Genomic DNA, 20724 nt, shown 5'->3' with positions numbered 1-20724 from the left:
ATGGACGGCCCACGCGCCAATCCAAACGCGAGCGAGAGCGCAACGTCACGCAGATTTTCTGCCAGTGATTTCGGTCTCGCGGGCACGTCGTTTATCTTCGCCGACCTGACGGCGGCCATGTTCACCGGAGCGGATCTGACCCTCGCAGGGTTTGATACGGCGGAATTGACGGACACTGTCTTCCTCAGCCCGAATCTCGACAGAGCGACCCTTAAATATGTGGACGCAGATCACGCCGATTTCTCGAATGCCCGTGACCGGCACAGACCTGACTCAGGCGACGCTGACCGGCGCAGACTTGACCGGCGCCAACCTTGCCGACGTGATCTGTAACGAGTCGACCATATGGCCTACGGGGTTCGAACCGCCCCGGCGATAGTTTCCGAAACGCCGACCCGCACCAAGTAACGGTGACCCGGCTCGAGTAATTAACCTCACCGTGCACGACGGCGAGACTGACGCCGACGCCGCGGTCGATCTCGCGCAGGGACTGGCCTTAGGCATGCCGGGCCAGGAAGGCGCGGCATTTGTCGTCGTCAACCACTGGGCGTCGGCCGCCTTGCGGCCGCGGCGGCGTCGGCAGCGACCAGATCGGAATTCTCCTCGGCGGTGGCCACCAGATGTAGCCGCGCCGAAGCCGCCGAGGTCAACGCCCAAGCTGCGATCCGGTCCGGCGCGCCGCCACCGGCCGCAGGGCCAGCGCGGCCGCCGGGTCATCTGGCAAATGCAGGTACGCCTGGTCCCGGGCTGGCTCAGGGAGGTCGGGCAACATCGGGACCGGCGCGCGGGTCGGCGTGGCCAGGTGCAGGTCCAGCCCGTCTGCCGCGATCACCGCGGGCCTTGCTCGGCCGCGCGGTCTAGGTCCTCGAGGGCTCGATAGATCTGGTCCTTGGCCTGGTCGATTGCTTTCTTCGCCGCGGATTTCACCGACCGCGTGGATGCGGCGCGGGCCCGCGCCGCTGGGCAGCGAGGTGCCCGGCCCAGCCCGATTGCAGCCAGTCCCGCGCGCCGGATTATCCCGAGCGGGCCGTGTCCAGCGAGGCCAGCGCCTTGGTGAGTATCTCCCGTTGGCTGGGCAGGCTAATCTACTGGTCTCCTTGTGTCGCAGTCAGTTGCGTGGCGGTCGCAGCGAACCAGGCAGCGGTGGCGGGAAAGCCGTTGCGGTGTCAGCGCGGGCCTCGCGACTGCCGTACAGGTCGTAGGCCCACCTGGCCAGCACACTGTCGCGGGTCTCATCGAAGTTGGTGAGCACCGGGTGATGGTCGAGCAGCAGCGCGACGGCGAGGACTTCGCCGGTGCTCCAGGTGTAGAGGTAGTCGTCCCAGCCATGCGCGCACACCAGCCGCGCCCGCCGGAACAGGTCCGTGCGCCGAGTCTTCCGGTCGTCGTCGGTCGGAACGGGGAACAGGTCGTCGAGTGCTGACATCGCTACGGATCCCTCTCGCGCAGAAGCTCGGCCAGTGCAGTGTCGTGCGCGCGGCGCCGGTCGAGATAGGCGGGATTTCGGTGATCTCGACGTCACCGGGCCAGGCCGGAGGCGCGCACCGTCGCGGTGACGACGGCGCTGGCGTGGGCGTGCCCGAGCCCGGGCAGGGTGCCGCGCAGGTCGACCGGGCGGCCGTGGGCGATGCTCACCGCCAGCCGCAGCAGCCCGTCCGCCGCGTCGCCGAGCGGGGCGATTGCGTCGGTGTTCCACATAGCCGATGCCGCAATTCGCGACCGCGCCAGCGATCCCCCACAGGGCGTACTGCCACATACTTCAACACGGTAGATGTTGCCGCAGGGTTCCAGCGCGGGTTAGCGCTCCTCCATTCCATAGATCTTGGGGTATCGAGAATCGATCGGTTCTGCGAGGCCTCGGCTTTTCATCCGCAAGAGCTGTCCATGCCTTGGGGGCGTTCATACCCTGTGTTTCGAACGGAGGGGAGGCCACCGTGCGGTCTGCGGCAGGCAATGCCTCGGCTGGCCACCGGCCATGACCATCGAGCAGATCCGCGAGGGCCGCGCCATCCTCACCCGGCCGGAGGAGACCGTCTTCTCGGTCGCCCGGCTGCTGGGCGTCTCATGCAGCACGATCTACAAGTACGTGCCCGAATTCGGCAAGCAGCTGGCGGCCGGTGAGGACCGCCCGATGCCGGACGTCACCGAGTAGGACCAGCTGCTGGGCTCGCGCCGCGAGGCGACGGCGTAGGTGCTGGTCGGTGCCCCTCCCGGTTCATTCGAAAGAGGTGAATCGGTCGCGCTGGGATGCTCCTACAGTCGACGGGTGTGGCCCTTGGCTGCTCTGCCGGGGGCTCCATCAGCAGACCGGGGCTTCGCTGAATCCGCGGCGGAGCCGATCCGCGTGACGCAATCGCTCATCTCATGGCATATCTGGCCAAGGAGGGTTCGACTATGACGACGTATGCACCGGTCACCATCCAGCAGGCACAGTTCCCGATCGTCGAATCGTTCACCCAGGACACCGTGACCAACCCGCACTGGCAGTTGCTGGGCAGCGCGCGGCTGCACGACGGCAGCCTGGAACTGACCCCCAACGCCAATTCCCAGGCCGGGACGGCGTTTCTCGATCAGCCGTTCTCCTCCACGCTCGGGGTCACCATCGACTTCGACTACTCCTGCGAGGGAGCAGCCAGCCTCGGCGACGGCTTCAGCGTCTACGTGATCGACGGCGCGCATACAACCCAGCCCGGCGGTATCGGCGCCGCACTCGGCTACTCCATCACTAAAACGGGGTCGGGGCAGATCGCCGCGCCGGGCGTCACCGCCGGATTCGTCGGCGTCGGCTTCGACAACTACGGCAACTTCGCCACACCGCTGGCCGGTACCGGCGGCGGTACGTCACGGCCCAACATCGTCGGAGTCCGCGGAGCAGGCAACCTGCGGGAAGGGTTCAGGTGGCTCACCGGCGTTGCGGTGCCAGGTGGTTTCCGCGCGGATTGGGAGCGCGGCGCCCACATCCAGATCTCCATCATCGCCGGCCGGCTGACCGTGCGCCACGCCGACAAAACCCATCCGAACGGCACCCTGCTGATCGACAACTTCGATCTCGCTGGCAGTGACGGTCAACCGCGTGTGCCCGAGACCTTCAAACTGGGCTTCGCAGCCGGAACCGGCGCCGCGACCGCCTCCCACCGCATCCGCAACCTGAAGGTGACCCTGCCCGCGGAGATGCCGCTGGAGATCCACGGGCCGCGGACAGCACAGTCCGGACAGCGGATCACTTACACCATCGGTGTGCAGAACCTCGGCCCCAACGACGCCCCCGACGCCGTGCTGGACGCCGCCGTCCCGACAGTGCTGACCGACTTGGAAGTCACCTGCCAGGCCGAGAACGGAGCCGTCTGTGGCACCGGTTCGGTCCGCGACGGCCTGCGCATGCCGATCGACCTGCCCAAGGGCAGCAAAGCGACCATCACCCTGACCGGTACCATCGACCCGCAGTACGAAGGCAGGCTCACCTGCACCAGCCTCATCACCTCACCCTCCCGCGCCAACACCGCTGAACGACACTCCGGCTCGGTCACCACCGACGTCGATCGACCACCGGTCACCGTGTCCCCCGTGATCGTCGGGCAGTGGCCCCAGACCTGGCCCGAGGACGCCAAGGGCTGGGTCATCAGCTACGAGCTCACTCTGGCCGCCCACCAGCAGCGGGTGGTGTGGTGGGAGATCGGTTTCGACGTCCCGCCCCGAACCCGCATCAATCCCCAGCAGAGCCAGTGGTACCAGGTGATCAAGGACGGCACCGACGGATCAGTCGTCATCACCACACCGGATGAGAACCACACCATCGAACCCGGCACACCCCTGACCGTCGCCGTGCAACTGCTCTACCCCTCCCAGCACGAGGCCGGAGACGGCACCCTGCGCAACCTCCACGCCACCGAGATCACCCGCCCATAAGCCGAACTCTCACCCAACCTGTTCGGAGCTGGTGCTGAACGAATCCGTCGAGACGCAGGAAATTGTCCAGACAGAGCCGAGCAGGGCTGAGCAGCCTGCGAGGAGGTGTTGTGCTCACGCTGGAAGTGTTGGGCCCGGAACGGTGCTGCGAGCGCAAGCCCTTCCGGGCCCAGCCTCTGTGCGCCACACCGCGACACGCGTGGACTGTAGTTTCAAGCACCTGCGCTGCACTGGATCTAGCATGCCTGTCGTTCCGGGCTCCGCTCCGAGGCCCGGGACAGCGCAGAGGACAACCGCACACCGGGGCCCGCTTGGCACCTCCCTCGCTGAGCGGGTCCTGGGGCGTCCGTCGATGCGAATCCCCCACGTGATCCTCACATTCACAGGTGATGGTCAGTCCCGCCCACATCCCACGGAACCCTTCTGGGGCGGGCCGTCCATCTTCCGAACGCTCGACGAGCACCGCGAGGGGTTGCGGCGATTGCCTCAGCGCGGCCAGTACTCGGGCTACTGGCCGGTGGCCATGAAGGTGGTGCGCCGGCCGACTTGTACCGCGTGGTCGGCGAACCGCTCGTAGTAGCGGCCCAACAGAGTGAGATCCACCGCGGCGGTGGTCCCGCCGTTCCAGTCGTCGGCCAGGATCGCCGCCAGCAGTTGCTGATGCAGATGATCCATGGTGTCGTCCCGCCCGTCGAGCTGGGCGGCGTCGTCGAGGTCGCGCGAACCCATTACCGCGGCGGCGCTGGTGGCCATCGCGATGGCAGCCGCGCCCATGCGGGCCACCAACGGACGCACCGTTTCCGGGACCGCGTGCTCGGGGTGGCGGCGGCGCGCAACGTTGGCGATGTGCTCGGCGAGTGTGGCCATCCGCACCAGATCACCCACGAGCTGGATGGCGGCGACCACCTGACGCAGTTCACCGGCGACCAGAGCCTGCAACGCCAGCAGGCTCACCGCCGCCTGCTCACACTCCTCGCGCAGGGTCTCGATCTCGCGGCAGGTGTCGATCGCCTGCTCCGGACAACTCAAGATCCGCGCTCATCAAGGCGTTGGTGGCGGTGGCGATGGCGTTGCGGTCACGCAGGCACATTGCCTGCAGCAGATCAGCAAGCTGATCGAGGTCCTCATGGAAGCGAGTCCGCATACCGGTCATCCTTCACCCCGCCGGAATATTCGGCGCAGCCACCGCCATGTCGGCGGGTCACCCCTGCGTGGCGGGCACGAGGGTTTCGTTGCGGACGCTGAACGAGTAGCGGCCGGGCGCCTCGAGCACGGCCTGCACGATCGCGTGCTCGTCGTCTTCCAGTTCCAGGACCTCGAACACCGAGACCCCGCCCGCGACCAGTAGCACTCTGTCACCGACCTGAACCATGCCGGTGAGCCTATCCCGCCAGGCCGACCAGTGCGCGACATGATCGAAAGCGTGTTCGAGAACCCTTGCGTGGTGTACCGGCTCAGCGACGGCCGAATCGTCGAACCCGGCCGCCTGTATCGGCTGCGCAACGGCAGGTGGGCCGAGCCCTGGCCTGGCGCCTGCCCGCAATGCGGCCAGCGATTCGGCCCGAGGAACATGCTCGTAGGGTCACAGGCCTGCTGGTGTGGTCACGTTGTCTACACCCCGCCGGTCGATGCGGACTGCGAGCACCCGACAACGCGGTCGACATGACCGCGGTCAGCTGGCCAGATCGAGAATATAGCTGGGCAGGTCCTCGTCTTCGGCGGCGCCGCGTAGCAGGTCCCGGCGCAGTCGGTGCACGTCGACCAGGCACCACGCCGACAGGTGATGGCCGCACTCGGCGTTCCATTCCGCGTCGAGGGTGCCGTGTACGGGAGGAGCGGCCCGCCCTGATGGTATGAGCGAAACTGCATGACTCGAGTCGCCACCCCGGCCACCGACACGAATTGAGCGCACGGGCGCGGGCGGGCCGAAGAAAGTCCCGCACCGCCCTCCCCGCGCGGCGAATAGAAGTAGACATCGCCCGATGAGGTGCTCAACGCCTCGGTCGGAGAGAGCACCGGGGCTGGTTTGTCGCGTCAGTCTTTCTTCGAGCGTGGGGGCGTCAACACGACAGGTATTACCGCCAGCGAGACACGTCGACCTTCCTCATCAGCGGTGAAAACGTAGTCGACCTGCTTCGCTGGATCGTCGGCTGTCTTGGTGAGCACGTGCCGCGGATGAGCTTCGACGGCATCGTGGAGCTTCTTGATGGTCGCGGCAGGGTCTGCGGTGTTGATGAACATGACGATGGCCGCCTTGCTGTCTCGCCACACCATGTAGCTCAAGATCTGATCGATGGTCTCGTTCACGACTTTGGGACCGCGCCAGATTTTGAGTTCGCCGATGAAGACGTTGCGCCCGTCTGCTCGAACGAGGATGTCAGTCTTGCCGTCGCCGTTGAAAAGCTCGCCGCCAGCACCACCTTGCCAATACCCGTTGAGTGCTCCGAGCAGCAGGTCGCGGAGTTCTTCCTCGTCGAGTTTGTTGCTCGTCTGCGGTACTCGCTCCATGCTCCTCGCCCACCCATGCACCTGTTGGAGCACATCCCTGTACATGGCCTCGTCCATCTCAGGCTCGGGAACGAAGGAGGCAGACTGATTGCGGCGCTGCGCCAGCGACACTTGCTTGCGGCGGGCCGGTATCGGTTGCCGTGGTGCGCCAGTAGACGCGACCGGAATTCCGAGTGCCTCCTCGACTTTCCGGTCATCCAGGGTTCGCTGTTTGCGGCTGACGTATCTGTTGCGAATCGCCTGTTCAGCGGTGGGGATGAAAGAGTTGAGATCGGTGTTGGCCCATCCCACTCGTTTGTCCAGGTCGGTCTTCAGGCTCGCGATACGCCCCTGGATTACCTCAGGTGTCAGGGTGCGCTCGACTATCTCCAGAACGAGAGAATCGTTCAGCACTTTGCCATCGGGGTCGTCGTACATGGTGAACTTCGAAGCCTGGTGGTCGAGCAAGGCCTTCGTACCGGTGAAGGGAAACCGCAGAGTCACCTTGCTCGCGGGAACCGTGTAGATCTCGTCATGATCAAATTGGTCCCGAACCTGAATCTTCACTTCCGAAAGCTGAGTTCGAGTCACTCCATCCCAATCGACTTCGATCGGTTGCGGCATGTGCTTCTGGATCAGTGCCGTCACCAGGACTTCTTCGTTCTCGCTCAGGAGGTAGTCGGCCTCCAGACTGTCCAGTTCCGCCAGGGCCGCCTGCAACCGCTGGTTGAGGTAGTCGGCAAGTCTGGGTTTGTTTCCCCACATCCGGATAACGCTACAGGCCATCGACACCGCCTAATGGCAAATCTGTAGCGGCTGCCTGCCGCATCACCACGCAGCCGTCGTGTCGGTTACAGTCCGTAGGCTCAGTAGCTATGCCGAACAAGCGTGCGGGTGGGCCAAGGAAGGGCCGGCCGCGGAGGTTCCGCCTCCCACTGGGTCTTTCATACAACGAGTACGTGGGCGAGTTGGGGCCTGCCAGCGGATCACTCTGTACCGAGCTGCACGTGCGGTACGGCGAGCGCGACGGACTCTATCTCGATTGGGCCATCACGGTGGTTCTGCGCCGCGGCGGATTGGGTGAGTATCTGACTTCGGGTGCTACGTCGCTGGAGAGGCGGCGGATGCGGCGGTACGAGGTATCCGAGGCCGGGATCCGACGGATCACCTACGACCCCATGAGATCTGCCACCGCGGAGATCCTGCGCACGCTGTACGCAGGCGATGAGGAGATCATCGACCAGGGATACGACGAGGTCATGACTCAGCTGAGTCAGTCCTGGAACGCGAGGTACCCCGAGCCTGATCCGCACACGGTGGCGACCTTCGGTTTCGCGTCGCTCAATCGGCGCCCGGAATTCCGTGCCAGCGTGCCCAACCTGACCAGCACTCTTGTTGCGATCGATCCCGATGTTGCCGAAGAGGTCTGGGTCGAGCGGGGCAACGCCTACTTCGATAGGCAGTCGCGCTCCGCAGCGGTTTGGATGCCAGACCGTGAGCAGTGGAGATTCCTCTTCACCGGAAGCCGCGCCAACGAGTCGGCAGATGGAGAAGGCAGCCAGCCTGAGAGCCTTGGTGTACCCGCACTTCAGTCCACGATGGGCATGCTCGCCGACTTGGTCAATCGCGGCTCGGATTGGCCCGAGGAGTCGCTCTGACCCTTCGAACCGCTTCCACTCTGCGACCTATTCGAGGTCGAGAGTCGTTTAGCGGGTTCGTGGCTTCAGCAGCCGCCACCACCGGGGACTCGCCGGGACCACGGCTGAATCGTTGCTCGGTTCGAGATGGGGTTCGGCGGCCGGCCGTTCGTCCCAAGCCCCGGTCTTGGTGGCGCGGATGGAGCCTTCGCCGAGGGAGCGGGTCGCGATCGTCCACTCCGCCGGCAGGTCCTCCAGTGTGGTCTCGTCGATCTCGCCGGAGGCTTGCGCGGTGGCGTCGATGTCGGTGTGCAGCGACAGGTGCAGCACCGCACCGGTCGCGGAGGTGATGACCTGGGCACCGACCGCGGTGTTGGCCTTGTCGCCCCCAGCCGGGCTTGGTATTCCAGGTTACCTCCGGGCTCGGCGCCGAGGCGGTGCTCGGGTTTCCACCCCTGCCAGTGGCGGGTGTTGCACGGCCCGCACAGCGGTGCGCGGACGTAGCCGTGGGTATGGCAGTGATCCCACACGCTGGCCTGGACGCTCACACAGCCCGCGCACATGAATTGCGAGGCGCCAGGCCAGCCCTCGTCATGACGTCCGGCGCGGTCTGCGCGGTAGGTGTATCCGGCGAGCTCACCCTGGTAGACAACGGCGTCGAGGTCGCTGCCTTGGGGTCCGAAAACTACTGCGGTACGAGTAAATTCGCCACGGTTGGAGAAGACGACATCACCGACGACACAGACCCAGTTATCGATTCTCGACGATCCGTGTGAGAGTCCCATGCACGCGCAATCACAGTCCATCCTGTCGCGTCCAGACATGACTGGGTGCAGCGCGACAGCTTCGACATGTCCCGAGCGACCACGACATGGCCGTAGCGGTCGACCGCGGCGACAACTGGTCGGCTCAGGCAGGTGCGGGGGAGGTGCCACCGGTCGTCGTCCAGGCGTGGGGAGCGGATACGCACAGACTCGTGCAGCCACCGCCGATTGCCTCTGCGCGGCGGGATCTTCGCGACAACCTCACCATCGAGCGGAAGCCACACCAGCGCCACACCCGGGGCGGTGATCACACGGCCGTCCTCGATGCGAACCTCGGGCATGCGGTCCTGCACTAGATAACGGTGGCATACGGATCCAACACGGAAGCACGGTTCGTACTGTTCGGCCGCCTGGCGTGGCAACTCGGGCGCGTTGGCCTTGTTCGCCGGCTACTTCTGGGATGTCGAGTCCGGGATGCTTGCCCCGCAGCTACGCAGCCTCGCACCGCGAGAGATGTATGACGCGCTTGCGGTGCCGCTTCCCAGGGACGGTGGACTGCAGGATCTTGTGGACCGGGCCGAGCAGCTGGGCGTCACCCATGTGCTGGCCGAGCGTTCTGACCGCGGGGCACGCGCCATGCTGACCAGTCTCACCGTCGAGCACGAGCTCGGGAAGGCCAGGGTGGAGGTGGTGTACGCCAACGAGCCGATCGGCGGCACCGAATCAGGACGGCTCCGCACCCGCCGCTACAGCCAGGTCGACGCGGAGATCTACCGGACCACGCTGATGGAGATGTCGATGGGCGGGCAGATCCAGCACGCCATCAACGGCTGGAACCACGGGCACGCGCCCTACCCCTACACCACGGTGGTCGACGAGACCGCCCCGGCACCGGCGAGGGGACGATTCGGCGCGATGCGGCCGAAGCGCAAACTCGCTCCCCATCCCGATCCCGCCGCTTCGACGCGGCCCGGGAGCTGTGCCGGCTGCGACGGGAGGAGCAGCTGACGTCGGCGCAGATCATCACCATCCTGGCCGCGGACCCCGACCGGTATCCGATCGAGGGCCGGTGGACACACAATCTGGTGGAGGGCCTGGTCGCGAATCCGAAACTTTCCGGCCATCAGGTGTATAACCGGCGCGCGACCCGAACCGGTCGACCCGGGTCTTCCCGGAAGAATCCGAATTCGGAATGGGTGTGGTCGCCGCAAATCGTGCACGAGCCGGTGATCAGCTTGCAGGAGTGGGAGCTGGCCCAGGAAGTCACCGCGGCACTGCGCGCGGGATCGCAGACGGACGGCTCGCTGTTGCGTATCCGCGCCGCGGCTCGACGGCTGGGGCTCACCGTCACCACGGTCAGTAGCAGTGCAACGCACACGGTGTGCCGCATCGGGGCGCGGAAGGTGGTGTTGCTCAACCCGATCCCGGACGTGGTGCTGCAACAGGTGATCGCCGACATGCAGGAGCCGACGTGACCGACAGCATCGAGTGCCGGGCCACCAGGCGCGGCCGGATGTGGGTGGCGCACGTAGCGGAGCGCGGAGTGTACGGGTACGGGCAGACGCTGAAAGCGGTGCGCGCCAGCATCGTCGACGGGCTCGCGCACATCGGCGTGACCGCAGAGGTCACCGTCATCGCGGTGACACCGGAGCTGGAGAACCTGCGGGCCGTCCAGCACACCTACACGACGGCCTTGCGTGAGGCGGTGGCTGCCCTGGCCTCGGCCTCTACACCACTGGGGGACATCGCCCTGGCAACAGGCGCGCCGACCAAACAAGTAAGACTGCTCCTTGCCGAACTTACTGCAGCTCCTGACATGTGATGCATTCGTTCGAACTCCCGACTGGGCAGACCCGCTCGACTCCATATCTACCACCGTCGAAACGGATTTCGTCACACAATCCGGCCGTCAGCAAATGCATCACAAATGCTGGCAGTTCGGGGATTGAGCGGCGGAAGCGGCCCTAATTGCCGGCGCTGCGCGTTGGGCCGCTGGCTGGGCCGGGAAGCTGCACACGCTCGGCGGAGTCTCTACAGCTCCGGCAGATCGTTCGTGCCGTAGACCCCGAAGTTCTCACCTCGCATGTACGCGGCATGTTGAGCGTCGGCGCGTGCCGCGACTTCAGCAGCGGCGGCGGCCCGCTCCCGCGCCACCTGCCACCGCAGCAACCCGGCGCACGCCGCCATGACAACGGCTCCTACGATCGAGGCGGGGAAGTTCTCGCTGGCGTTGTTGACGAGGCCTCCGATCAGCAAGCACAGACCGACCGCGATCCCGATGCTCGCCGACAGCTTCGGGTACGTGCGGACTAGTTTGATCAGTTCCCGCACCCACTGCGGCCGGGCGTCCAGGTTCGCCCACCAATACAGCACGAAGAACGGCCACCCGAACAGGAACAGCAGTACCTGCCCGCTGGTCGGCTCAAGTACGGCTGGCCTGCGGAACGCCGCGCACGGGGTCCGCTATTCGCCTGCGCGGCCTACCATTTCGCCGTCGACGGGACTTTCTGGACTGCACCATCGAATGCTATTCCCGACCGGCGTCGGACGCGCCGCGTTTCAACGGCCAGGGTTGTGCCGAACCGGTTCACAACAGGCAGGGAAGGGCGCCGCGTCACTTCATCGCCTCACCGATTCGGATGGACCGGACACGCGCGTCCAAGATGGTGAACGCCGAAGCAGCGATGCGGGAACGGTGGAAGCTACCTGCACACCAGTGGGGCGCTCGTAGACGACGGTCGAGTCCGTCGCGATCAGCCAACGCCCACCCGCGATCGGCGTAGCAGATGTCTCCACATAGATTTCGGCTACTGCGCGCGGGTAACCCGCGCGGGAGGTGATGCGCGCGCGTTCGGCGGTCGTTCGACTCCAGAATCGCGCGCGCTGGCGGGACGTTTCGAGCCATTCGCAACCTCTGTGATCCGCGGAGACAGCCAGGGCGCGCGTACTGCGCGCGGTCGGTCTCGGTGCGGCGGAGGCAACCGTCGGCGCGGGGGATAGCACCGGCGTCGCCGAGTCGATCACAACGAATTCGGCTGGCCGGGGACTGCGGGATGCCAGCGCGGTATCCCCGCTTGAGTTGAGTTGTTTTCCACTTCCCTGATTGCGGTGTTGCACACCTGGCGTGCGAATGGGATTCGTCTGTGTGGATGCGGTGGTGTGCGCTACATGCCTACCGGTGCGTCCGTCGTGTCGGGTGAGCCACTGCTTCCATGCCGTGCGGTCGCGTCGGTGGCAGGCCAGGCGTCGGATGCGCTGCTGGTGAAGGCCATGCGCGTGAGCGACGTCATCGAGACTGGTTGGTCCAGGTTGCAGGTGGCCGTGGGTGTGGTTGACGAGTCCGGCGGTGGTCAGGACTGCCAGTGCGTTGTAACCCGCGCTGGGACTCACCGATGCCGCGGCGAACACGTCGGCGGGAGTGGTGAGCTCGTCGTGGGTGATGAGTTCGTAGATGCGGCGGCAGTGCAGCCCCAGGACGCTCCAGGCGGGATGGACGGGTTCGACCCGCGCGCGCCTCAGCTGGGCCGGGTTCGGGCGGATAGGTTGATGGCCGTGGTGCGGGGTGACCAGGGCGTAGCGGTCGGCAGCGAGTCCGCGGCCGGTGCGGGTGCGCAGGATCGGTGCGCCGGGCATGTCGCGTAGTTCCCGCAGTACGCCCCACACGGTGGATTCCGGTAGGTCGCCCGCGGCCAGTGCTAGTGACCGGCCACCGAACTCGACGACCGGCGCCCCGCGTGCGACCTGCCCTCCGACGGCGGAAGCCCACGCCAACGCCTGCAGCACCGCCAGCACCGTCCACCGCCGCGGGGACCGCGGCCACTGCGCGTGCACCCACACCGTCGCGGCCGCCAGCCACCGCTGCTGCAGACGCGCCGCCGACCGGAGCCGTGGTGTACCCCCTGTGTCTTTTTGCTTGTGCGCCACGGACAGGAATTCGGGGACGACGCGGTCGGCCCACCGGCAGGCGGAGAGCCAGTCGCGGTGCATCGCGGCGTCGGCGCCGCGGCCGTAGCGTCGGTAGGCGTCGGCGAACCCGCGCCAGCTGCCGCCAGCGGCAGGCAGTTGCGCGCGCACGTCGAGGTAGGAGTAGCCGCGCACGACCGCGGCGGCGAGCACGGATTGACGTGCCGCGGAGCGATCCAACCGGCCCGCACGCGTCGCCCACCGGCCGTCGGCGGGGGCGGCGCCGTCGCGCGCGAAGCTGTGGATGGTGGGGGAGAGCGGGCTGCGGCGGCGGTATTGCGCGCGCAGCCGCGCACGCTCACCCTCGCCTTCCCAAATCTGCACCTCGCGCGTGATGTCGTCGGCCGCGCGCGCTGCGCGCGGGATCGCGCATGCCCCGCGCGTGGTGCTCACCGTGTGCACGGTCCCGGCCACCAGGTGCCGCAAACGGGCGACGAACCCCGGTGCGGATCGGGTGGTGAAGGCGTCGAGAGCGTCGTCGAGGCTGCCGTCGAGACGGCGGAATCCGCCTTGCTTGCAGCGCGATCCGGGTGGAGTGATGCAGCCGGTCGCGGGGTTGAGCATCGGTGTGATGTCCAAGCTGGGCAGCCGCGCGGCCAGTGCGCGCACAAGGGATTCGGCTTGTATGAGGTCGAGGGTGTCACCGAGGGGCAGCGGGATGAGGATGTGGCGGCCGCCGCTAGTGGAGCAGTCGGTGATCGCGCGGCCCCCGGCTGCCCGAACCCATCCCAGGCAACGCTCGACATCGCGAGCGACCGCCACGGTGCCGCCACGGGCGCTGTCGAAATCCAACGCGAGCAGACGGGTCCGGCCGTCCCGATAGATCGGCACCGCCGCGGGCTGATCAGGCAGTTTACGGGTCAGTGTTCGGGCGCGGTCGTTGTATCCGTCTCGGCTCGGATTCCGCAGGCGCATCGAGCGGCGGGCAGCCAGTAATGGTGCGAGTCGAGCGAACGCTTCTCGCGCGGCAGCGACCTCATCGACAGCCATCGGCGCGGCGGGGTTTTCGGTTCTTCGGGGTAGCTGCGCGGGTGGCCGGTACGGGATGGTCCCTGTGCCGTTGGCAGTGTTTGATGCCGTGGCAGGGTGTGCGCTACCCTCGGAGGTGCCTTTCATGAGCAACCTTCGGGTTGTGTTTCAGAAGTGCCCTCAGTTGCCGCTGGGGGCCTTCGTCATATCTGGAGTTGTAGTGAGCTGTGGCTCACGAGAGCGCGGGGGTGCGCGGCGTAGCGTGCGACTAACACGCGCACCCCGGCCGTCGCTTTAAGCGGAGGTGACCGCGGGCCCCACCCCCTGCCTGGATCCGATTCCGAAGCCCATCGACTCGGCGCGACCCACGATGCGATCGACCGTCGAGCGGGTCCACCTGACGCCCGTGATCCGACTCAGTTCGGTCGCGATCGCGTTGGCGTTCACCCCACGCTCAGCAAGCCGCAGGAGCTCCTCGATCTCCGTCTCTGGCTTCTGAGTCAATCTGCCGCGCACCAACTCCCGTGCGATGCGACAGCATTGGTCAGGCTCTGACACATCGATCAGCACCCGCTCCGGTTTCTCCACCTGCTGCCGCGGCAGCGCCTGATTGTGAGGCGGCGCTTGGACCGAACCCACGGAAGGTTCGGTGGTCGACGCCACCAGGCCGGTCGCATGCGCAGGGGATGCGGTGGTCTGCGCCATGACCGAAACGGGGTAGTCGTCCACATGCAGAAGATCCATGGTCCGATCCGTGCCATGATCACCGTCCGCACGATCTGTGGAGTCCGACGTATCGTCCAGGGTGTCGGTTGGGCTGACCATGTTGATGAGCCGGGCGTAGCGGGCAGCCAGCCAGGCGTGCAACCACATCAGGACAACCACCATCACCGGCGCGACCGCATACTCGGCGGCGACGCCGAGGTCTCCTGCCGCGAGATGAGGCCCACTGTTGAGGCCGACTGTTGCGGTCAACAGGCACGCCTCGAACAGCAGAATCCTGCGGCGCTCGACCGTCACACCCAGCCGTGCAGCGGTCGCGGCCTGTGCCATCACTTCTAGGATCGGCACCGAGATCATCGCCTCGATCCCGAACGACAGCAGCCACAACAGCCACCACGACGGGCCTGTCGGCCCGCCGTCGGGCGCGAGGTTGCGTCCGACGTTCACCGCCGACCACACCAGCCCGACCACGATGACCGCACGCAGCCGCAACGACGACCGGGTCGCGCGACGGTGCAGCATGCCCTCCAACGCATCCGCGCTGGTGGCACGACGACGCTCGGCCCGAGCGCGAGCATGCCACCGCAGCTCCCGCTGCTCACTCGCGCGAATCCGCTCCGCGGTGCGCCGCGAGCGATTCTTTGATGCGCGCTCCCGGCGAACCTGGCGTTGACGATCGCGGCGGTCCCGCGCCCGAATCCATCGATGCAGCCTTTGCTCGGCATCGAGCTCGCCTTCGGCGTACGCGTCGTACAGCGCAGGATCTTGCAGAGAAGGCAGACACGCCTTCGCCGCCGCTAGGCGGCGAGCAAGCTCATTCGGATCCAGTGCATCATCGCGGCGCCTACGCCGACGCAGCAGCCATGGCGTGTGTCGCCTTTTCCAAGCCGGCTGGGGCCCTGAGCTGGTAGTCGGGTCCGGATCGCGGGCGGAGATATTCACCTTGAAAGTTCCTCCGTGTAAGCAGTGGCGACCTGGGGAGCCACTGGGTGCGGTTCTCCGGTCAAGACCGACACGGCGTAAGCCACCTCTTCGCGAGTTGCGCGGGTATAGATCGAGGTGGCGCCGTCACTGTGGTTGTCGGCGTGTCCGGCAAAAGCCTTGGCGACAGCATGACCGAAATTCCGCTCTACCCATCTCAACGTGGTGTGACGCAGCCAGTGACACGTGATTCCTTGCTGCTTCACCCACGGTAGCTGCTCGCCGATCTGCCGCCACATGATGTCGAATCGCATCGCAGTGATCGGATCGCCGTTCTTGTAGCGGAACAGTCTTTCGTCAGCTTTCCTGCTGATCGGTCTGCCGTTTCCTGCTAGCCGACTTTCCCCGCTCCGCAAGTGAGCGCGGGATGCGTGGTGGTCCAGTAGCGCCCGCATCAGAGTCGGTGATACAGGTTGCCAGCGCTCGGTGTCGCCCTTCTCGCGAAGCCGAACGAGGCATTGGTCCGGATCCAAATCCTGCTTCCTCAAGGCCAGGATGCCGCCTCGTCGACAGGCGGTTTCGGTGCACATTCGCAGAATCAGTGTGGTCAATTCAGGTTCATCGCCATACTCGGCCGCGACACGGTTGATCTCCGAGAGTCGACCGGTCGGTATGGCTCCCCGGCTCGAAGAGCGCATCCTTGGCTTGACCAATCGGGTTGCGGGATTGTCCGCAGAACGGATCAGATTGTCCTCGACCGCGTGCCGGTATAGGTAACGGAGGGCGCTTATTGACATTCTTGCGATGCCATATCCGGCGCGATCGCTGCGCCGGATGTTGCGTTGCGCCTGAAAGTTGCCGATGAGTTGTTTGAATTCCGTGATGGATGGCTCATCGAGTCGGCGATCCGGCCACACCTCGACAACCTTCTTCCAGTAGGACATGTAGTTGTCGCGGGTGGCGCCGGGTGACATGGCCGCATGGACGACTGGCACATACTCGGCAAAAGTCGGTACGGTGCGTCTCGACTGAGCGGACACGAGGTCCTCGAGGCTGACTCCCAGTCGCTCGAGAAGCAATTGGGCGGTCTGCACTTCGACGCTGGACACTGACGATGTCATCGGCCGCCCCCCGAGGGAGTCGCTGTCCGCCGTTGCCGCGTGATCATCTCATCGACAGCGCCAGGGCCGAACATGAGAAGAATGCCTTCTGTGAGGTGCGCCGCCAAGAGGATCCGATCGGAGGTGTTGAAACCAGCCTTGCGACGGAATCGGGCTGGCAGCCGGAGGTCACCAGCGGCCGTAATCCACAGTTCGGGATCCCCGAAGCTCCCGACGATGACCATCGTGCCCTCGAGCTCATACCCGAGACGCCCGCCGGGGCGCCAACCAAGAGCAGGTAGAAGTCTCTTCTCGATCACCCTGCCTCCGGCGTCCACACGGCGAACGCTGCAAAGCCACTGCGGCTCTTGCCGAGGCGGGCGCTGATAGAGCGTCGTCAGCGGGCGATCATTCCGGTAATTCGTCAGTGCGGGAGCTGCGGCAAGCCGCGGACTTCCACCGGGCAAAATCGGCGGCAGGATGTCGCTCATGCCGACCACCTCCCGCCAGCGGACCGCCGACCGCGGGTGAACAGCCCTGGGTACGAGGTGCTAGATCGGTTGTAGAGCGCCTGCCAGGTTGCGAGTTCGCTACGGAAAGGTGTCCCAACTCCAGTTCGATCGGCGCGGTATCGACCCGTTCACCGACCGGTTCGAGGTGGATCTGCTCGCCGAGGGCACCGTGCGCGGCACCGGCGGCATCGATGTGGTCGACGACGACTGCGCCACCTCGGTCGCGGGCTTGTACGCGGCGGGTGACGCGGCGACCAGGGAACGGATCTGTGGCGGTTTCACCGGTGGCGGCAGCCACAATTCGGCGTGGGCGATGTCGTCGGGCAGTTGGGCGGGCCGCGGCGCGGCGTTGTTCGCGCTGAACTCCGGTGGGGCGCGCAGTGCCGATCTGCGCGGTGCCGGGCGCACCGGCTTGCGGCCGCAGAGCGCCGAGTCGGTCCGGGCGGCGGACGTGGTCGAAGCCGCGCAGCAAGAGCTGATCCCGTTCGAGAAGAACTACCTGCGCCACGGCGACCGGGTCGGGCCTGCGCTGGAGCGGCTGGACAACGTGTGGGAGCAGGCCACCCGCGGCTTGGGCGGCGGCACGGGGGACGAGCGGGTGCGCGCTCGGCAGGCCGCGGCCATCACCGCCGTGGGACGGTTGATGTACCGGTCGACGCTGGCGCGGACGGAGACGCGCGGGATGAGCAAACGCGCCGATCATCCGGATCTGGACCCGAAGCAGCACCATCACATCCTGTCCGGCGGGCTGGACGAGGTGTGGACGGCGACGTCCGCGGCGGCGACCACTTCGGCGGTGGCGTGATGATCGAGATCTTGCGCGCTGGTGACTGCATCGCCTGCGACAAATGCGTGGACGTGTGCCCCACGAATGTCTTCGACCGCACCGACAGCGGAATCCCGGTCATCGCACGGCAGTCCGATTGCCAGACCTGTTTCATGTGCGAGGCCTACTGCCCCACGGACGCGCTGTACGTCGACCCCGAGTCGACGCCGCTGGCCGATCACGACACCGTGCGCGGCGAGCACATCGGCCGCTACCGCAAAGAGCTGGGCTGGGGCCGCGGCCGCCGACCGGGCAGTCTGGTCGCGGTGGGGCCGCGTCTGCCGCACGGCACTCCGCCGCCGCGGTTGTCGGAACTCTGAACAACGAAAGCGAATCATGCGCATACTCCGGCTGATCGTGCCCGCTGTCGTGTCCGCCCTGCTGCTGGTTCTCACCGGCTGCGGGTCGGACGACGCGGGCTCGGCGACCCGCGCCGAGATCAAGACCCTCCGCATCGGCACCATTGGCACCGGCAACGTGCTGACCGGGCCGGTCGGCTTCGCCCATCAGCGCGGAGCCCTGTTGCCCGCGCTGAAGCCGCTGGGGGTGGACGCCATCGAGGTCTACAGCTTCCCCAACGGTCCCGACCTGAACCAGGCGCTGGTCGGCGGCCGCCTCGACGTCGCCACCTACGGTGACACGCCCGCTCTGGTCGCGCGTGGCAGCGGGTTGAAGACGCGGCTGCTGGCCATCGCGGCGGTGAATTACAACGCGGGCGTGGTGGCCAAGGATCCGGCGATCCGGACGCTGAAGGATCTGGCGGGCAAGAAGATCGGCGTGCAGTCGGGCTCCTACATCGATCGGTACCTGCAGGGTGCGTTGAAGGCCGAGGGCATCCAGGCGCAGCTGGTGCATCTGCTGGCCACCGACGCGGAGGCTCCGCTCAACGGCGGCGATATCGCGGCGGTCGCGCTGCCGGATGTGAACCCGTCGTCGTTCTTCCACGCGTTCCTGGCCAAGGGTTTCCACCAGGTCGACTCGATTCACGACAACCATCCCGATCTCGCGGGTACCAGTTCCTCGGTGAGCAGCCAGGACTTCCTCGACAGCCATCCGCAGTTCGGTCCCGCGTGGCAGTCGGTGATCGCCGAGGCCAACCGGTATGCGAAGGCGCATTGGGACGATTACGTGAACTACGAGGTGTCCCAGTCGAAATCGCCGGAAGCGGTGGTGCGCGCCACCGCGCGGGAGAGCTACATTCCCGACGAGATATTCGCGCCGCTGGGCATCCAATTGCTGACGGGAACCAAGCAGTTCCTCGTGGATCAGAAGAAGATCCGGGAGGATTTCGGTTTGGAGGAGTGGTTCTACCGGCCCGACCGGCCCAAGCAGGGCTGAGCCGAGCGTCGGTCGCCGAATGCGCGGGGCCGGGCGGCGGTGACCCGTTCATGTGGGGCGAGTACGCGTTCGCCCAGGTCCAGCGGCGGACAGCGTCATTCGTGGCAGACCTCGGCGGTGTCGATCGGGAGGGGAGTTCGTGGCGGAGATCGCGGAGTGGGCGCGGCAGCGGCCGTGGGGGGTGCGGCTGGAGTGGGGGCTGACCGGTGCGATGGCGCTGGGGCCGGGGAGCGCGTGTGTGGTGGTGGTCGACGTCCTGTCGTTCACGACGTCGGTGTCGGTCGCTGTCGAAGCCGGGACGCGAGTGCTGCCCTATCCGTGGCGGGACGGCGGTGCCGCGGAATTCGCCGCGCGGCACGGCGCGGAGCTGGCGGTGGGGCGGCGGGCGGTGTCCGAGCGGCAGCCGTGGTCGCTGTCTCCGGCGGCGTTGCGGTGCGCGCCGGTCGCCGAGCGGCTCGTGCTGCCCTCGCCCAATGGTTCGGCCATCTCCGCGGCCGTCAGCGGTGTGCCGGTGGTCGCGGCGTGCCTGCGCAACGCGAGCGCGGTCGCTCGCTGGATCGCCGGGCGAGGATGGGGAAGCGCGCGCCAGCCGGTCGCCGTGATCGCGGCAGGTGAGCATTGGCCCGGCCGCGACGGGCTGCGGCCCGCGGTGGAGGACTGGCTCGGTGCGGGGGCGGTCGCCGCGGCACTGGCGCGCAGCGCAGCCGGGCCGCTGTCTCCGGAAGCGCACGCCGCCGCGGTGGCGTACGGCGGGATCGCCGATGTGGCGGCGCTGATCCGGGACTGCGCATCCGGCCGCGAACTCGCCGAGGGCGGGTTCACGCAGGATGTCGCGGCGGCCACCGAACTCGACAGCAGCGGGGTGGTGCCGGTGCTGACCGATGGGGCGTTCGTCGACGCCGCGTGGTGAGCGCGGCCGGGCGCTAGCGGTGGGGGCCGATCAGCCCGATCGCGGATTCGACTGCCACGTCGATGATGTCCGCGATGTCGTCGCCGTCTTCCACGGTGGTGGCGATGAGTTCGCGGAAGCCGCCGAAGAGGATGGTCGCCACTTGGCGGGAGGGCGGCCGTAGTCCGGCGGCCGCGAATTCGGGTGTGTCGGCGAGCTTCTGGATGAGCGCCACGAACGACTCGCCGACCTCGCGCTGCAACTGGCGCGTGTCGTCACCGAGGGCGGGAACGACACGGATCCAGCTGAGAGTGAGGGATGGCTCTTGCTGGGCGGTGCGTATCCACGCTTCGATGGCTTGGCGCACCTGGGTGCGCCAAGCCATGTGCGGGTCGACCGCGGCATCGATCCGCTGGATCATGTCCTTGTGGTGCTCGCTCAGCAGGGCGATGAAGCAGTCCTGTTTGCTGGTGAAGTGCTCGTAGAAGGTGCGGCGCGAGGTGCGGGCATAACGAACCACGTCGGCGACGGTCGAGTCCTGGTAGCCGCGTTCGCGCACGGCGGCGGCCATGGCGTCGAGCAGGCGGCGGCGGAACCCCGAATCCGTGCCGTTGTCGGCGGAGGTGCGGGGTACGGGCGCGGCGCGGGTCACGAGAATCAGGTTAGTTACTCCTTTCGGTTCGTCGCGT

At 66.7% G+C, this 20724-nt stretch carries 21 protein-coding genes and 3 pseudogenes; 11 read left to right on the top strand and 13 right to left on the bottom strand.

Annotated features, from left to right (window positions below):
• The first annotated feature begins 217 nt into the window (after positions 1–217).
• Positions 218–379, top strand: coding sequence for a pentapeptide repeat-containing protein (locus tag ACFV2O_RS28900; protein WP_379254533.1), 162 nt, complete (start codon positions 218–220; stop codon positions 377–379).
• A gap of 729 nt (positions 380–1108) precedes the next feature.
• Here ACFV2O_RS28900 and ACFV2O_RS28895 read toward each other — a convergent pair.
• Entirely contained in the window at positions 1109–1426 is a 318-nt protein-coding gene (locus ACFV2O_RS28895; protein WP_379254532.1) for a hypothetical protein, read from the bottom strand.
• Between the two features lie 92 nt (positions 1427–1518).
• Positions 1519–1698 (bottom strand): hypothetical protein, encoded by a 180-nt coding sequence (locus ACFV2O_RS28890; RefSeq protein ID WP_379254530.1) that lies wholly within the window; start codon positions 1696–1698, stop codon positions 1519–1521.
• A gap of 277 nt (positions 1699–1975) precedes the next feature.
• Here ACFV2O_RS28890 and ACFV2O_RS28885 point away from each other — a divergent pair, with 277 nt between their 5' ends.
• The gene (locus ACFV2O_RS28885; RefSeq protein WP_379254529.1) at positions 1976–2152 is read left to right on the top strand and encodes a hypothetical protein; all 177 of its coding nucleotides are present in this window, start codon (positions 1976–1978) and stop codon (positions 2150–2152) included.
• 242 nt (positions 2153–2394) lie between these two features.
• Positions 2395–3906 (top strand): hypothetical protein, encoded by a 1512-nt coding sequence (locus ACFV2O_RS28880; protein ID WP_379254527.1) that lies wholly within the window; start codon positions 2395–2397, stop codon positions 3904–3906.
• Between the two features lie 507 nt (positions 3907–4413).
• On the opposite strand, the pseudogene phoU reads toward ACFV2O_RS28880, so the two are convergent.
• The 3 genes and pseudogenes from phoU to ACFV2O_RS28865 all read right to left on the bottom strand — a co-directional run bounded on the left by phoU (position 4414) and on the right by ACFV2O_RS28865 (position 7158).
• A pseudogene (gene phoU / locus ACFV2O_RS28875) lies at positions 4414–5050 on the bottom strand (phosphate signaling complex protein PhoU).
• 57 nt (positions 5051–5107) lie between these two features.
• Positions 5108–5278 (bottom strand): hypothetical protein, encoded by a 171-nt coding sequence (locus ACFV2O_RS28870; protein ID WP_379254526.1) that lies wholly within the window; start codon positions 5276–5278, stop codon positions 5108–5110.
• Positions 5279–5940: 662 nt separating this feature from the next.
• The gene (locus ACFV2O_RS28865) at positions 5941–7158 is read right to left on the bottom strand and encodes a hypothetical protein (RefSeq protein WP_379254524.1); all 1218 of its coding nucleotides are present in this window, start codon (positions 7156–7158) and stop codon (positions 5941–5943) included.
• A 194-nt stretch (positions 7159–7352) separates the two neighbouring features.
• Here ACFV2O_RS28865 and ACFV2O_RS28860 point away from each other — a divergent pair, with 194 nt between their 5' ends.
• Positions 7353–8051, top strand: coding sequence for a hypothetical protein (locus tag ACFV2O_RS28860; protein ID WP_379254523.1), 699 nt, complete (start codon positions 7353–7355; stop codon positions 8049–8051).
• A 48-nt stretch (positions 8052–8099) separates the two neighbouring features.
• On the opposite strand, the gene ACFV2O_RS28855 is transcribed toward ACFV2O_RS28860, so the two are convergent.
• Positions 8100–8360, bottom strand: coding sequence for a hypothetical protein (locus ACFV2O_RS28855; protein WP_379254559.1), 261 nt, complete (start codon positions 8358–8360; stop codon positions 8100–8102).
• 146 nt (positions 8361–8506) lie between these two features.
• Positions 8507–8593 (bottom strand): annotated as a pseudogene (locus ACFV2O_RS28850) (endonuclease domain-containing protein); the annotation flags it as partial.
• Positions 8594–9226: 633 nt separating this feature from the next.
• Here ACFV2O_RS28850 and ACFV2O_RS28845 point away from each other — a divergent pair.
• The 3 genes from ACFV2O_RS28845 to ACFV2O_RS28835 are packed head-to-tail and all read left to right on the top strand — an operon-like array spanning position 9227 to position 10616.
• On the top strand, positions 9227–9802 hold the full coding sequence (locus ACFV2O_RS28845; RefSeq protein WP_379254522.1) for a hypothetical protein: 576 nt from the start codon (positions 9227–9229) through the stop codon (positions 9800–9802).
• Positions 9700–10269, top strand: a complete 570-nt coding sequence (locus ACFV2O_RS28840; protein ID WP_379254555.1) for a recombinase family protein — start codon at positions 9700–9702, stop codon at positions 10267–10269. The genes ACFV2O_RS28845 and ACFV2O_RS28840 overlap by 103 nt, the downstream gene beginning before the upstream one ends.
• The gene (locus ACFV2O_RS28835) at positions 10266–10616 is read left to right on the top strand and encodes a hypothetical protein (protein WP_379254521.1); all 351 of its coding nucleotides are present in this window, start codon (positions 10266–10268) and stop codon (positions 10614–10616) included. Before ACFV2O_RS28840 ends, ACFV2O_RS28835 begins: the two co-directional genes overlap by 4 nt.
• Positions 10617–10825: 209 nt before the next feature.
• Here ACFV2O_RS28835 and ACFV2O_RS28830 read toward each other — a convergent pair whose 3' ends face one another.
• The 5 genes from ACFV2O_RS28830 to ACFV2O_RS28810 form a co-directional block, all read right to left on the bottom strand.
• Positions 10826–11167 (bottom strand): hypothetical protein, encoded by a 342-nt coding sequence (locus ACFV2O_RS28830; RefSeq protein WP_379254520.1) that lies wholly within the window; start codon positions 11165–11167, stop codon positions 10826–10828.
• Positions 11168–11413: 246 nt separating this feature from the next.
• Complete coding sequence (locus tag ACFV2O_RS28825; protein ID WP_379254519.1) at positions 11414–13588, bottom strand: hypothetical protein; 2175 nt, start codon at positions 13586–13588, stop codon at positions 11414–11416.
• Positions 13589–14020: 432 nt separating this feature from the next.
• The gene (locus tag ACFV2O_RS28820; RefSeq protein ID WP_379254517.1) at positions 14021–15391 is read right to left on the bottom strand and encodes a hypothetical protein; all 1371 of its coding nucleotides are present in this window, start codon (positions 15389–15391) and stop codon (positions 14021–14023) included.
• The gene (locus ACFV2O_RS28815) at positions 15388–16479 is read right to left on the bottom strand and encodes a tyrosine-type recombinase/integrase (protein ID WP_379254515.1); all 1092 of its coding nucleotides are present in this window, start codon (positions 16477–16479) and stop codon (positions 15388–15390) included. The genes ACFV2O_RS28820 and ACFV2O_RS28815 overlap by 4 nt, the downstream gene beginning before the upstream one ends.
• Positions 16480–16487: 8 nt before the next feature.
• A complete protein-coding gene (locus ACFV2O_RS28810) occupies positions 16488–16961 on the bottom strand; it encodes a hypothetical protein (RefSeq protein ID WP_379254513.1) in 474 nt (157 codons plus the stop codon).
• A gap of 118 nt (positions 16962–17079) precedes the next feature.
• Between ACFV2O_RS28810 and ACFV2O_RS28805 the strand changes: the two are divergent.
• The 4 genes and pseudogenes from ACFV2O_RS28805 to ACFV2O_RS28790 all read left to right on the top strand — a co-directional run.
• A pseudogene (locus ACFV2O_RS28805) lies at positions 17080–17787 on the top strand (pyridine nucleotide-disulfide oxidoreductase); the annotation flags it as partial.
• Positions 17787–18128, top strand: a complete 342-nt coding sequence (locus tag ACFV2O_RS28800; protein WP_379254512.1) for a 4Fe-4S dicluster domain-containing protein — start codon at positions 17787–17789, stop codon at positions 18126–18128. The pseudogene ACFV2O_RS28805 and the gene ACFV2O_RS28800, both read left to right, overlap by 1 nt.
• Positions 18129–18144: 16 nt before the next feature.
• Complete coding sequence (locus ACFV2O_RS28795; RefSeq protein WP_379254510.1) at positions 18145–19146, top strand: ABC transporter substrate-binding protein; 1002 nt, start codon at positions 18145–18147, stop codon at positions 19144–19146.
• A gap of 139 nt (positions 19147–19285) precedes the next feature.
• A complete protein-coding gene (locus ACFV2O_RS28790; RefSeq protein WP_379254509.1) occupies positions 19286–20056 on the top strand; it encodes a 2-phosphosulfolactate phosphatase in 771 nt (256 codons plus the stop codon).
• Between the two features lie 13 nt (positions 20057–20069).
• On the opposite strand, the gene ACFV2O_RS28785 is transcribed toward ACFV2O_RS28790, so the two are convergent.
• Positions 20070–20687, bottom strand: coding sequence for a TetR/AcrR family transcriptional regulator (locus ACFV2O_RS28785; RefSeq protein WP_355074073.1), 618 nt, complete (start codon positions 20685–20687; stop codon positions 20070–20072).
• Positions 20688–20724: the final 37 nt, after the last annotated feature.

Source organism: Nocardia sp. NPDC059691 (assembly GCF_042733915.1).
In the GTDB taxonomy this organism is placed as follows: Bacteria; Actinomycetota; Actinomycetes; order Mycobacteriales; family Mycobacteriaceae; genus Nocardia; species Nocardia sichangensis.
This window is presented reverse-complemented; position numbering and strand designations above follow the sequence as displayed.